Source organism: Sphingopyxis granuli NBRC 100800, assembly GCF_001591045.1.
Classification (GTDB): Bacteria; Pseudomonadota; Alphaproteobacteria; order Sphingomonadales; family Sphingomonadaceae; genus Sphingopyxis; species Sphingopyxis granuli.
Map to the genome: position 1 here is coordinate 21620 of NZ_BCUA01000002.1, position 13576 is coordinate 35195.

Annotated in this window: 7 protein-coding genes; 2 read left to right on the forward strand and 5 right to left on the reverse strand. The window is 67.3% G+C overall.

From position 1 onward, the window contains the following. Nucleotides 1-150 precede the first annotated feature (150 nt). Together SGR02S_RS00940 and SGR02S_RS00945 are read left to right on the forward strand one after the other, a co-directional pair. Nucleotides 151-1233 (forward strand): helix-turn-helix transcriptional regulator, encoded by a 1083-nt coding sequence (locus tag SGR02S_RS00940; RefSeq protein WP_067105148.1) that lies wholly within the window; start codon nucleotides 151-153, stop codon nucleotides 1231-1233. 103 nt (nucleotides 1234-1336) lie between these two features. Beyond that, entirely contained in the window at nucleotides 1337-6091 is a 4755-nt protein-coding gene (locus tag SGR02S_RS00945; RefSeq protein WP_067105149.1) for an autotransporter family protein, read from the forward strand. Nucleotides 6092-6154: 63 nt separating this feature from the next. Here the strand turns inward: SGR02S_RS00945 and cueR are convergent, their stop codons facing one another. The 5 genes from cueR to SGR02S_RS00970 form a co-directional block, all read right to left on the reverse strand. Further along, nucleotides 6155-6604 (reverse strand): Cu(I)-responsive transcriptional regulator, encoded by a 450-nt coding sequence (gene cueR / locus SGR02S_RS00950; RefSeq protein WP_067105150.1) that lies wholly within the window; start codon nucleotides 6602-6604, stop codon nucleotides 6155-6157. After that, complete coding sequence (locus SGR02S_RS00955; protein WP_067105151.1) at nucleotides 6601-9117, reverse strand: heavy metal translocating P-type ATPase; 2517 nt, start codon at nucleotides 9115-9117, stop codon at nucleotides 6601-6603. The genes cueR and SGR02S_RS00955 overlap by 4 nt, the downstream gene beginning before the upstream one ends. 155 nt (nucleotides 9118-9272) lie before the next feature. Further along, nucleotides 9273-10895, reverse strand: a complete 1623-nt coding sequence (locus SGR02S_RS00960; RefSeq protein ID WP_067105152.1) for a flavin-containing monooxygenase — start codon at nucleotides 10893-10895, stop codon at nucleotides 9273-9275. 117 nt (nucleotides 10896-11012) lie between these two features. Continuing rightward, nucleotides 11013-12596, reverse strand: a complete 1584-nt coding sequence (locus SGR02S_RS00965) for an AMP-binding protein (protein WP_067105153.1) — start codon at nucleotides 12594-12596, stop codon at nucleotides 11013-11015. A gap of 12 nt (nucleotides 12597-12608) precedes the next feature. Beyond that, nucleotides 12609-13373 carry an enoyl-CoA hydratase/isomerase family protein gene (locus SGR02S_RS00970; protein WP_082796863.1) on the reverse strand — a complete coding sequence of 255 codons (765 nt, stop codon included), beginning with the start codon at nucleotides 13371-13373 and terminating at the stop codon, nucleotides 12609-12611. Nucleotides 13374-13576: the final 203 nt, after the last annotated feature.

Here is a 13576-nt window from a genome sequence, read left to right on the forward strand (position 1 = left end):
GAAGGCGATTTCCGCCATTCGATCATCAATAGGCTGGTAAGCTTCGATACGATGGGTATGGCCGCAAGACGTCGGTGCGATTCGCGATTGGCAAATGCGCCCGCATCGCTTTTAATGAGCAACGACGGACCGCTGGGAGAAGGAAAACGCTTGGGTCATCGTCACGAAGCGACCGACGCGATCATCGGCCGCATCTATGAAACGGCGGTGATTCCGGACCTCTGGCCGGACCTGCTGGAGCATATCGCGAAGTCGCTGGACGCTTTGGGCGGGAATCTGATTCGCCGCAGCGCCGCCGGAGTCCAGATCGTCTCCTCTCCATCGGCCGTGGAAATCACGCAGGAATTCGACCGGCAGGGCTGGAACCGGAACAACAGCCGGGTCGCGCGCCGTTTGGAACGAGCGTCCTATCCGGGTTTCCTGTCGGATATCGACCTGCACAGCATCGAGGAGATCAACTCGCTGCCGATGTATACGGAGTTCCTGACCCCCGCCGGGCTTGCGGCGGGTTCGGGAACCATCATCCAGGGCCTGGAGGACGAGGCGGTCGTCGTCGCGATCGAGGGGTTCCCATCGCACCGGGCCGCGCAACAGGCGGCACCCTTCCTCGACGGTCTGCGCCCGCACCTCGCCCGCGCGGCGACCCTGGCCGGAGAGATCAGACGGCAGCGGGCGGCAAGCCTGGTCGAAGTGTTCAACGTCATGAACATGGCGGTTGCGCTGCTCGACGCTCAGGGGCGGGTGCTGCGCGCGAGCCGACACTTCGAGGCCGCTTTCGACGATCTGCTGCTCGACGGCAGCGTGCGCCTACAGATCGCGGACAGCATCGCGGACCGGCGGCTGGCCGACGGGCTGGCGACGATGCGCTGGATCGATCGCGGCTGTTCGATCGCCATCCGCGACCGCGACCAGACCGGACGCGCCGTGCTGCATCTGGTCCCGGCCAGCCGTGACGCGATGGGCATGTTCGACCGGGTCCGCCTGTTCGCCGTCCTCGCCGATCCCGAGAATCGCGCTCTGCCGGGTGCCGACATCATCGCCGCGCTGTTCGACCTGACGCCCGCCGAGGCACGGGTCGCGCGCGCGATCGCGGGGAACCGGGCACCGGCCGAACTGGCGGCGGAATGGGGAATCTCGGTCGAGACCATCCGGTCGCAACTGAAGCGCGCCTTCGCCAAGACGTCCACCACGCGCCAGAGCGAACTGGTGTCGCTGCTGACCCGCTTTGGTTAACGACCGATAAAAGACGGATTTTCACCCATATGGGTGATGCGCATCATCGTGCCGCGCAATAGCCGACCTCGAACACTGTTTTCGAACATATCGGGGGGCATATATGCGGACGACTGTTTCTGGAGCGACCAATCGCAAGGCGAGCCTTGTCGTAGGGGCAAGTCTGCTGGCACTGAGCACCGCCCAGCCCGCGCTGGCGCAGAGCGAGTGCGTCGGGTCGGTCTGCACGGTCGAGAACGACGGCGAGCGTGGGCCGGTCAGCGGGCAGACGGGCACCGTGACCATCGTGACCAACAGCGGCACGATCGCCGGCACCCCGGCCATCAGCCAGGCCGAATCGGTCGGGCTGCTGGTCTCCAACCAGCAGGGCGGCGTGATCGATAGCGAAGGCGGCGTGGCGATCCAGGGCATGCCGCGGCTGATCTTCGGCATCGCCAACGCGGGGACGATCAACGGCGATGTCGTGCTCAACGACGCGCCCGCCCCCAGTATCTTCACCGCCCCGCTGGTCTTCTACATTCAGGAAGAAGGCGGGGAACTGCACGGGAATCTGAGGCTCGGCACCACCGGTTTCGGCAGCGCCTATTTCCTTCAGCGCGGCGAGGACGATGGCATCTTCGGATCACTGTCGGCCGGCGCCGGGATCGACGTCTTCGCCAAAAGCTATCGCGAGACCGGCTCGGTGGCGCTGGGGCAATATGCCAAGCCCGCCGATTTCGAGGTGGAAGGCTATGAAGTGCTGGGGACCGGCACGACGCTGACCCTCACCGGCAGCGGCACCACGATCAACCTCGCCGGCGACGGCAACGTCGTCAATACCGCCACCATCACCACGCTCAATCCCGTGGGCGCCTATCCGCCGGGCGTGATCGTCGTTCCGACGGCGATCGGCTATTTCCAGGCGAAGGTCGGCGTACAGCCGCGCGGCGCCACACCGGCCAACCCGACCCCCTTTCGCAGCTTCTCCTACGGCAGCGCGCTGAACAGCTTCGTCAACAAGGGCTCGGTCGACGGCGACATCCGCCTGTCCACCGCCAGCTTCGTGAACGAGGGCGACGTCAGCATCCGCACCAACGGCCCGGGCACGCTGATCCGCGCCGCCGCCGATCGCGCCTTCGCGTTCGACAACAGCGGTTCGATCGCCATGGCCGAAAATGGCGCGCGCGGTCCGCAAGCGGCGCTCGAAATGGAATATGACGACGGGGTGGAAGCCGCCGTCCGCATCCGATCGGCCGTCGACAGCACCGCGCCGAACCCGGTGACGATCGGCAACAGCGGCACGATCGCCGGCGGGCTCGACGCGCGCGTGATCGCCAGCACCTTCGCCTTCGACAACAGCGGCACGATCGAAGGGCTGGACAGCCCGACCTATTTCGCCCGCGGTCTGACGCTGGAGGTCGGCGAGCTCGACCTGACGATCGGGCCGGACGGGGACGACGAATTCAACGGAACCAGCGCGACGATCCGCAACACGGCGGACGGGGTGATCCGCGACGGTTTCCTTGCCGAGGTCGCCACCGACACGCTGCGTTTCGAAAATGCGGGGCTGATCGCCGCATCGACCCGCGAATGGGGCGTCGCGCTGCAGATCGAGCACGAACTTCTGTCGAGCGACGCCGACGAGGAGTCCGGGCTGCCCGAGATCGCGGCATCGAACCTGACCGTCGTCAACAGCGGCACGATCGAAGGCAGCATGGTGATCGACGCCGAAACGGTCGACGCCACGATCGACAACAGCGGTTCGATCGTCCGGGCCGCCCGGGCCGTCGACCAGACGAATTTCATGACCTTCGCTTATGGCGGCGAGGCGGCGCTCGAAATCTACAACGGCACCGACCCCGACCAGCGGTTCGTCTTCACCAACAGCGGCACGATACGAAACGATGAGCGCGGTGGCAGCGCCGTCGACATGGAGATCGAAGCCGGCGAAGAGGATGACGGGCACATCGGGTCGGCCGACGTGCGGGTCGTCAACACCGGCAGCATCGTCGCGGCGGGCGGCGCGACCGTCGTCCCCGGACAACTGATCGGCATGCCCCAGGAGATGGTGCTGGTGAACCCGGTCGCGGCGCTGAACGTCGATGCGTCCGACGTGACGGGCACCTCGACCATCCGCATCGAGAACGGCACGGACGGGGTGATTTCGGCCCTCGCCAACTTCAGCGTCCTGTTGCCCAACGGCTATCAGGAGCAGGCCGGAACGGCGGGCGCCTCGTCGGTCGCGATCGCCGCGTCGGGCCAGTTCATCACCATCGTCAACTCGGGCCGCATCGAGGGCGGGGCAGGAAGCGACTATGCCAACGCGCCCAATGTCGTGTTCAACGGTCCCGACCTGCCCGATCGCTATCTGGCCGGCGCGATCCAGACCCTGGGCGACGAATATGACCCCGCGGACCCCGCCGGCTATGTCGGGTCGATCGACCATGTCATCAACCGCGAAGGCGGCGTCATCATCGGGTCGATCGACCTCGGCGCCAACGACGACATCATCGAGAATTACGGGTCGATCAGCGGCAATGTCTTCCTGCGCGACGGCGACGACACGTTCATTCATGGCTTGCTGGCAAGCTTCGACGGCATCGCGGACGGCGGCACGGGGACCGATACGCTGGTCTTCGACATCACGGGGGCGCTCTATACCGGATCGATCGATCCCGTCCTGCGCGCGAAGTTCGTCAATTTCGAGATCGAGAAGCTGATCGGCACCGGACGCGTCGTCGCCGAGGAAGGCATCACCGTGGCCGAAGGCGGCGAGTTGATCCTGACCGAGGATTCCACGATCGATGTCGGCGCCGGAAACGACGCCGTGTCGGGCAGCGAGGGAAGCGGCGAGACGGTCGTCCTTCAGGGCACCATCGTCGGCAACGTCAACATGAAGGGGGGCGACAATGTCGTCACCAACCAGGCTTCGATAACCGGCGACATCCTGGCGGGCGACGGCAACAACCGGATCGCCAACCCCGAAGGCCTGACTCTGACCGGCAGCATCGCGCTGGGCGACGGCGAGAACAATGTCGTCAATCAGGGTGTCGTGACCGGCGACGTGCGTTTCGGCGACGGTGGCAACCATTTCGCCAACAGCGGCCAGATCGGCGGCGACGTCCGCTTCGGCGGCGGCGACGACGTGCTCGACCTGACCGGGGACTGGGCGATCGGCGGCACGGTCGTCGGCGGCGGCGGAACCGACATCGTCAACGCCAGCTTCTCCTCCGCACCGGTGGCGGAGGCGGACCTGCCGGTCCTCGACCTGTCGGGGTTCGAGCAGATCGAGCAGTTCAACGTCAACGGCGGCACCGGCAAGATCGGCGGAACCGCGACCTTCGACGATATCCAGATCAACCAGGGCCGGCTGATCGGCGCCCAGGGGTCCGACATAAACGCCGACGTCACCATCCAGCAGGGCGGCACCTTCGGCAGCGCGGGCACGGTCAACGGCGACATCACCGTTCTGGCGGGCGGCACGCTGTCGCCCGGCGCCTCGCCGGAGGTGATGATCCACAACGGCGACCTGACCATGGCGTCGGGATCGAACCTGCTGTTCGAATTCGTTCCCGTGGGACAGAGCGACCAGCTGCTGGTCAGTGGCGCGCTGACGATCGCGAACGGCGCCACGCTGACCATCACCGGCAGCCGTCCGCTGACGCCGGGGATCGCCTATGACATGATCGTCGCGGACGGCGGGATCAGCGGCGAATATACGATTGCGAGCTGGGACCGCACAGCGGTCCAGGGCTTCCTGCGCTATACGCCGACCAAGCTGCAACTGCTCGGCACGTTCGTCGCCGCATCGGACGTGGCGACGCAGACCGGCGCGGCGATCGACTATGTCAACGGCCTGCTGGTGTCGGGCGACGCGGGGGCCACGCTGCTGGGTGCCATCCCGACGCTGCTCGACAGCAGCGGCTTCGCCAGCACCGCGGCGTTCGGCCAGCTTCATGCCGAAGCCTATGCCAGCGCTGCGCAGCTGGGCGTCGAACAGGGCCTCAGCCTGGCGAAATCGCTGCGTTCGGGCGCGGCGGCGAGCGCCGCCGCGGAGCCCGGCCTCTATGGCTTCGCGCAGCTGTTCGGCGACTGGCGGACGCTGAAGGGCGACGCCGCGATCGGCACCGCGCGGGCGAAAAGCCGCAGCCACGGGCTGCTGGGCGGGATCGGCTTCGGCAGCGAAGCGGCATCGATCGGGGCCTTCGTCGGCTATATGGACGGCCGGCAGACGATCGCCGGGCTCGACGCGCGAACCGACTCCGACGGCGTGATCGCCGGCATCGCCGGTCACGTCGAAACCGGTGGACTGACGCTTCACGCGCTGATCGCCCACGACTGGAGCGATGCGACCACCGACCGCGCGGTTCCGGGCGCGGCGCGGGTAACGGGCGACCACCGCCTGCGTAGCTTCGTCGTCGACGCCGCGATCGGTTACGAGCTGGCGGCGGGAGCGAATTGGGCGATCCGGCCCGAAGCGGGGCTGACGCACGTATCGACCCGGCGCGGCGCGGTCGCCGAAACCGGCAGCGCGGCCTTCGGTCTTGCGGTCGACAGCGAACGGGTGAAGGCGACCTTCGTCGACGCGTCGCTGGCGCTGGTCGGCGGACAGGCCGACGATGCCGCGGTCGAGCCGTGGATCAAGGCAGGCTTCCGCTATCAGCTGGACGGCGAAGCGACGACCGCGCGCGCCGGTTTCATCGGAGCGGGCAGCCGCTTCGTGGTGGCGGGCGCGGAACGCAAGAGCTTCCTGCCGACGCTCGGCGCGGGAATCGGCGTCCGGCTGGCGCCGGGCATGCGCCTGACCGCATCCTACGAGGGCGAATATGGCGGCGGCAACGGCCACCACGCCGCACTGGGGCTGCGCCTGGCATTCTGACGGCCGTGTGGGCCGGCGCGCGGGTCCGACCCGGCCCGCGCGCCATGCCCCCGGCCTAACGCGTCAAGGCTGATGCCGCAGCCTGCCGGTGCCGCCCGCGGCTTGGCCAGTCGAGTTTCCCTCCCCCGCCTCTTCCAGATCCGCCAGAATGGGGCAATCGGGCCGGTCGTCACCCGCGCAGCATTGGACTAGGGTGGTCAGCGTCGCCGCCATCTGTTCGAGCTGTTCGATGCGATCGCGGAGCCGGGCGATGTGCGCCTGCGCGATCCGCTTCACGTCGCCGCTGTGCCGCGATGTGTCGCGCCAGAGGTTCAGCAGGTCGTCGATCTCCGAAACCGCAAAGCCAAGGTCGCGCGCGCGGCGGATGAAGCGGAGCATGTGCACGTCGGACGGCGAATAGTCGCGATAGCCCGATTCCCTGCGCAGCGCCTTCGGAATCAGGCCGGTCCGTTCGTAATAGCGGATCATCTTGGCGGAAACGCCCGACGCCTTCGATGCCTGCCCGATGTTCATGCCGCCTCTCCCGCCGCGTCCCGCCCGGCCTGCACCGGTGCTTCGAGGGGCCGGAAGCCGCGCAGGCGCAGCGCATTGCCCAGAACGAAAGCGCTCGACATCGCCATAGCACCGGCGGCGAAGACCGGCGACAGCAGGATGCCCCACAGCGGATAGAGTATGCCCGCGGCAACCGGGATCAGCGCGATATTATAGGCGAAGGCCCAGAACAGATTCTGGCGGATATTGCGGATCGTCGCGCGCGACAGCGCGATGGCTGTGGCGACGCCGCCCAGATGCCCCGACATCAGCACGACATCCGCCGCCTCGATGGCGACGTCGGTGCCCGTGCCCACGGCAATGCCGACGTCCGCTTCGGCCAGTGCCGGCGCATCGTTGATGCCGTCGCCGACGAAGGTGACGCGGCCGTGCGCCGCCTTCAGGCGGCGGATCGCCTCCACCTTGTCGGCGGGCAGCAACTCGGCGACCACCGTGTCGATGCCGATCCGGCGCGCGATCGCGTCGGCGGTTCGGCGATTGTCGCCGGTCAGCACCGCCACGCGCAGGCCGAGCCGATGGAGCGCCGCGATCGCGGCCGGCGTCGTCGGCTTGATCGGGTCGGCCACGGCGACGACGGCGGCGAGGCGCCCGCCGATCGCGGCATAGAGCGGCGATTTGCCCTCCTGTCCCATCTGCTCGGCAACGGCGGCGAACGCGGCGACGTCGAGGCCGAGTTCGCGCATGTAGCGGTCGGCGCCGATGTGGATCGCCTCACCCTCGACATCGGCCTTCACCCCAAAGCCGGTGATCGATTCGAAATCGACGACGGCCGGCAGATCGAGTCCCTCCGCCCGCGCCGCATCGACGATCGCGCGCGCGATCGGATGCTCGGATTTCGCTTCCACCGCCGCGATCCGCGCCAGGACACGGGCGCGATCGAACCCGTCCGTCACCCGGAAATCGGTCAGCGCGGGACGCCCCTCGGTCAGCGTCCCGGTCTTGTCCACCGCGACGACCGCCGCATCGCGCAGCAGTTGGAGCGCCTCCCCCTTGCGGAACAGAATGCCCAACTCGGCGCCGCGCCCGGTGCCCACGACGATCGCGGTCGGCGTCGCCAGTCCCATCGCGCAGGGACAGGCGATGATGAGCACGGCGACGGCATTGACCAGCGCGAAGGTCAGCGAAGGCGACGGCCCGACCCACAGCCAGACGGCAAAGGTCAGCGCGGCCACCGCGAAGACGGCGGGAACGAACCGCATCGTCACCCGGTCGACCAGCGCCTGGATCGGCAGCTTGGCCCCCTGCGCCTGCTCCACCATGCGGATGATCTGCGCGAGCATGGTTGCCTCGCCCACCGCGGTGGCGCGAAAGGCGAACGCGCCCTGCTGGTTCACCGTGCCGCCGATCAGCGCGTCCCCCACCGCCTTGGCAACGGGGATGGGTTCGCCGGTAATCATCGATTCGTCGACGAAGCTTCCGCCTTCGACCAGCTCGCCGTCCACGGAAATGCGCTCGCCCGGCCGCACGTCGACGATATCCCCGGCGACGACCGCGCCGACCGGGACCTCGACCAGCGCGCCGGCGCGGCGGACGCGCGCGGTCCGCGGCTGCAACCCGATCAGCCGCTCGATCGCCGCAGACGTGCGTCCCTTGGCGCGCGCTTCCAGATAGCGGCCGAACAGGATCAGGGCGACGATGACGGCGGCGGCCTCATAATAGACGTTCACCGTTCCCGCCGGCAGCAGGTGCGGCGCAAAGGTCGCCACCAGCGAATAGGCGTAGGCCGCGAGCGTCCCGACCGAAACCAGCGCGTTCATGTCCGGCGCCAGACGGACCAGCGCCGGAATCCCGCTGCGGAAGAAGCGGCGGCCGGGGCCGGCGAGCACCAGCGTCGTCAGCACGAACTGGATATGCCAGCTCGTCTGCACGCCGATGGTGCGGGCGATCAGGTGATGTACGCCGGGGATCAGGTGCGATCCCATCTCCAGCAGAAACACGGGCAGCGCCAGTGCGGCGGCGAGGATGACGTCGCGCTTCAGCGCGCGGCGTTCGGCATCCCGGCGCTCGTCGGCATCCCCTTCGCGCTCGGCGCCGGTCCCGACCGGATGCGCCCGATAGCCCGCGCGCGCGATCGCCGCGACCAGCGCCGGAACTCCGGCGACACCGCGCACGCTGGCGCGTTCGGTCGCCAGATTGACCGATGCACCGGTCACGCCGGGAACCGCCTTCAGCGCCTGCTCCACGCGTCCGACGCACGATGCGCAGGTCATCCCCTCGATCGCGAGTTCGGTCGCAGCGGCCGGCACACCGTAACCGGCCGCCTCGACCGCCCGCACCAGCGCAGCGCGGTCCACGGCTCCGCTCGCCCGGACGTCGGCGTATCCGGTCGCCAGATTGACGCTGACGGCGTCGACACCCTCGACCCCGCCCAAGGCTCGCTCGACGCGCCCGACGCACGACGCGCAGTTCATGCCCTCGACAGGCAGGCGGATCGCCGAATCGACGGCATGATCCTTGATTTTCGCGGCCGGCATCGCCCGTCACCTCACGTGTCACCATGGGAACTGACATCAGGATGCAGCTTCCCATCGTTGGAAGGTCAAGGGTGATAATGCCGGGCTCTACGGAGTCGGCCGGCGGCCTTGCGCCGATGTCGGCTTGCTATGCGCTCGTCCCATTCACTGCAGAGTTACCGGAAGTCGAAATCGCGATATCCCGCGGCGGCGGCTTCGCTGCAAATCTCCCGATAACGGCCGAGCCCGCCGATATAGACGGGGAAGGTCCGCGGCTTGCCCGGCACATTGGCGCCGGTATACCAGGTATTGGCGGTGGGATAGAGCGAGCGCGAACCCAGTTCGCGTACCTTCGTCATCCAGTCTTCCTCAGCCTCAAGCCGCGGCTCGATCGAGCGAAAGCCGTTGGCGCGCAGGTGGGCGATGCAATCGCAAACCCAATCGACATTCTGTTCGTTGAGCAGGATGAAGTTGGCGAGTGCGGACGGACCGTTGGGGCCCGCAATGACGAACAGGTTCGGGAAGCCCTCGATCATCAGGCCAAGGTGCGACCGGCCGCCTTCCGCCCATTTGTCCTTCAGGCTGCGTCCGTCCTTGCCCTTGACGTCGATCGACAGCATGGCGCCGGTCAGCGCGTCATAGCCGATCGCGGCAATGATGATGTCGACCTCGACCTCACCCCGGTCGGTCCGAATGCCCTTTTCGGTAATCTCGACGATCGGATGCTCCAGGCAATCCATCAGCGTCACATTGTCGCGGTTGAACGCCTCGTAATAGCCGGTATCGAGACAGGGGCGCCGCGCAAAGATCGGATAGCCCCGCGGCGTCAGGCGGCGCGCGGTATCGGGATCCTCGACGACCTCCGCAATCTTGCCGCGAACGAATTCGGCAACCACCTCATTCGCTTCGCGGTTGGTCAGAATGTCCGAGAAGAGGCCCAGGAAGGCGAGGCCGCCATACTGCCACGCCCCCTCCATCAGTTCGTCCCGCTCGGCAGGCGAAACGCTGAACAACGGGCGGTAGGTGATCGGCCGGACCCCGCCGGTCAGCGAGTGGCGCGCCGAGGCGCGCAGGTCGGAATAATATTTCTTGATGTGCGCGATGAAGTCGGGGGCGAGTTCACGATTCCGCATCGGCAGCGTGAAGCTGGGGGTGCGTTGATAGACGTAAAGCTGCGCCGCCTGTTCGGCGACGACCGGAACGATCTGGATACCCGACGATCCGGTGCCGATCACCGCCACCCGCTTGCCGGCGAAGTCGACCGGATGGTGCGGCCACTTGCCCGATAGATAGAGGTCTCCGCCGAAGCGGTCGGCCCCCGGGATGTCGACCTGCTTCGGCACCGACAGCGGGCCGGTCGCCATCAGGCAATAGGAGGCTTCGAACGTCGTGCCGTCGTCGGTCGTGATCCGCCACAACGCGGCATCCTCGTCATATTCGACCGCCGTCGCGCGCGTTCCAAAGCTGATGTCGCGGCGCAGATCCAGCTTGTCGGCGACGAAACGCGCATAGGCCAGGATTTCGGGCTGCGCGGCGAATTGTTCGCTCCACGTCCATTCCTGCTGGATCTCGTCAGAGAAGGAATAGCTGTAATCGATGCTCATCACGTCGCAGCGCGCGCCGGGATAGCGGTTCCAGTACCAGGTCCCTCCGACGTCGTCACCGGTCTCGATCGCGTGGGCGTCGAGCCCCATGCCGCGCGCCCGGTGAAGCGCATACATGCCGCCGAAGCCGGCACCGATGATCAGCGCGTCGAGCCTGCGCGGCGTCGTGGCGGCCCGATCGGAAGATTGCTTCATTGATGATTCCCCGAAGAAATTTGGAACTTGCCCCGTCGTTAATCGGCTTTTGCAGGCCACCAAGCGCGGCCGCCGGTGAAGCCCGAACATCACATGCGTGAAGGCGAACGCCGCTGGTCAGGCGGCGCCGATGCGCGCCCTTGCGAGTTCCATCCCTTGGCGATAGTCGCTCTTTCCGCTCGCGTGGCGCGGCATCGCCGCGACGCGAACGATCGTTCGCGGCTGTTTGTAGACGGCGAGGTCCTGCGACAGATGCGCCCGGATCGCCTTGTCATCCGGCGCGTCGCCCGCCTCGATTAACGCGGTCACGGCGCTGCCCCATCTGGGGTCGGGAAGGCCAAAGACCATTGCGTCGGCGATGCCCGGCACGCGCTTGAGCGCTTCCTCGACCTCTTCGACATAGACTTTCTCGCCGCCCGTGTTGATGCACAGGCTGCCGCGACCGAGCAGACGGAGCCGCCCGCCGGGCAGGCGCTCGGCCATGTCGCCGGGGATCGCGTAGCGCTGTCCGCCGATCGTCCGATAGACGCTCGCCGTCTTCTCCGGATCGCCGTGATAGCCAACCCCGAACGGCGGCCGGCGCGCAAGCCACCCCTGCCCCGGCTCGTCGTCGGCGAGCACCCGGTCGCTGTGCTGGTCGATGATGACGGTCTGCGGCCCGGGCTCGAACAGACCGGTCGGCGTCGTCCTGTCCCGGTTTGTAATGGCGTAGCCGAAGCCCGATGCTTCCGACGCGCCCAATATGTCGAGCAGCGTCAGATCGGGCAGCGCGGCGAGCAGCGCCGCCTTGACCTGTTCGGACCACATGAGGCCCGCCGAGGAAATGAGGCGCAGCGCCGAAAGGTCCCATCGCCCGGGATGCGCGAGCAGCGCGTCGGCCATCGGCCGCGCAAAGGCATCGCCGACGATCAGGATGCGCGTGACGCGATGACGCTCCGCCTCGTCCCACAGGCCGGCGGCATCGAAGCGGTCCGAAGGCAGAAGCACCGCGGTGCCGCCGATCAGCAATTCGGCAAGCGAACTGTTGAGCCCCGCGCCATGCATCAGCGGACATGCCGGCATCACGCGTCCGGCCGTGCCCCTGCGAACCTGGGCGATATGGTCGTCCATGCTTTCGGGCGTCGCGGCCGCGACGGGCGATTCGAGCTGCGAGCGCCGGGCATCGGCAGAGCGCCACATCACGCCCTTCGGCCGGCCGGTGGTCCCGCCAGTATACAGCAGGTAGCCGTCGTCGGGAGAACGCGCGATCCCCAGCGGGGCCGGGTCGCCCTGCGTGACGGCGGCGTCATAGGCGCCCGCTCCGCCGATCTGCACCGCGTGGATCAGATGGTCGATCGCCCCGCCGATCAGCGGGGCGACGACGGGCGCGAACTCGTCCTGATAGAACAGGCCGGCGGCCTGGCAGTCGCGCAGCACATATTCGATCTCTGCGGTGGTGTAGCGATAGTTGAGATTGACGTGCGTCAGCCGCGCCTTGAAGGCGGCGGCGGCGACCTCGATGAACTCGGGAATGTTGCGCGCAAGGATGGCGACCCGGTCGCCCGGCGCCAGCCCGGCCGCCATCATCGCGCGCGCCAGGCGGTTGGTGCGGGCATCGAAATCCGCCCAGCTGGTCACATCGTCGCCGCGGATGATCGCAGGCCGTTCGCCGGGGACATGCGCCGCCGTCACGTCCAGGATATCACCGAAATTCCAATCCATGGGAAATCCTACTCAGCGGCCGAGGAAGACGGGCGGGCGTTTCTCGACGAACGCCGCCACGGCTTCCTGCGCGTCGTGCGATGTCGACAGTCTCGCCGTGTTGCCCTGCTCGTAGATATAGCCGTCGCGCAGCGTCATATTCTCGATCGTGCGCATGCTGTCCTTTGCAAGGCGCGTCGCCAGCGGGCTTTTCGATGCGATCACGGCCGCCATATCGAGGCAATATGGGAGGAGATCGCCGGCCGGCAGGCAGGCTTCGATGATCCCGCGCCGATAAAGTTCCGCGGCAGGCGCACGGTAACCGGTCAGCATCATCCGGCGGACCAGCGAATGCGGCAGCAGGCGTCCCGCATGCTTGCCGCCTCCCATCAAGCCGACGTCGATTTCGGGGAGTCCGAACACGGCATCCTCCGATGCCACGATGATATCGCAGCTCGCCACCAGCCCGAGGCCGGCACCGAGGGCGGGCCCGTTGACCGCGGCGATCACCGGCTTGGCGCAGTCGGCGATCGAATAGCCGACCTCGCGCACCACGCGGTTGCGGCGCCAGCGCGTGCCGGGCACCGACAGATCGGGACGGTTCTTGAGGTCCGCCCCCGCGCTGAAGCAGCGTCCCGCGCCCGTCAGGACGACGGCCCGCACCTCGTCGCGATCGTTGAAGCTGTCGAAAATGTCGGTGATCTCTTCGAGCATGGCGAGCGCCGCCGCATTGACCGGCGCATTGTCGAGCGTCACCAATGCGACGTGGTTTTCGATTTCGGTGCGAACATTGCCCATCAAGTTTCTCCCATATCGGCGGGACGATGGCATCGTCCGCTCCGATCCCTTCGAAAAAGCCGCATCGGCCGGCGAAAATCTCATCTGAGAAACTGGGCGCCCGCTCTCGGGCCCGGACGGCATCGCCCCTGTGATTTCGCGCCGCCGACCGCATCGCCGGTTGCGATTTCCGCCGTAGCGTCGAACGATTTCCCGCGGTCATA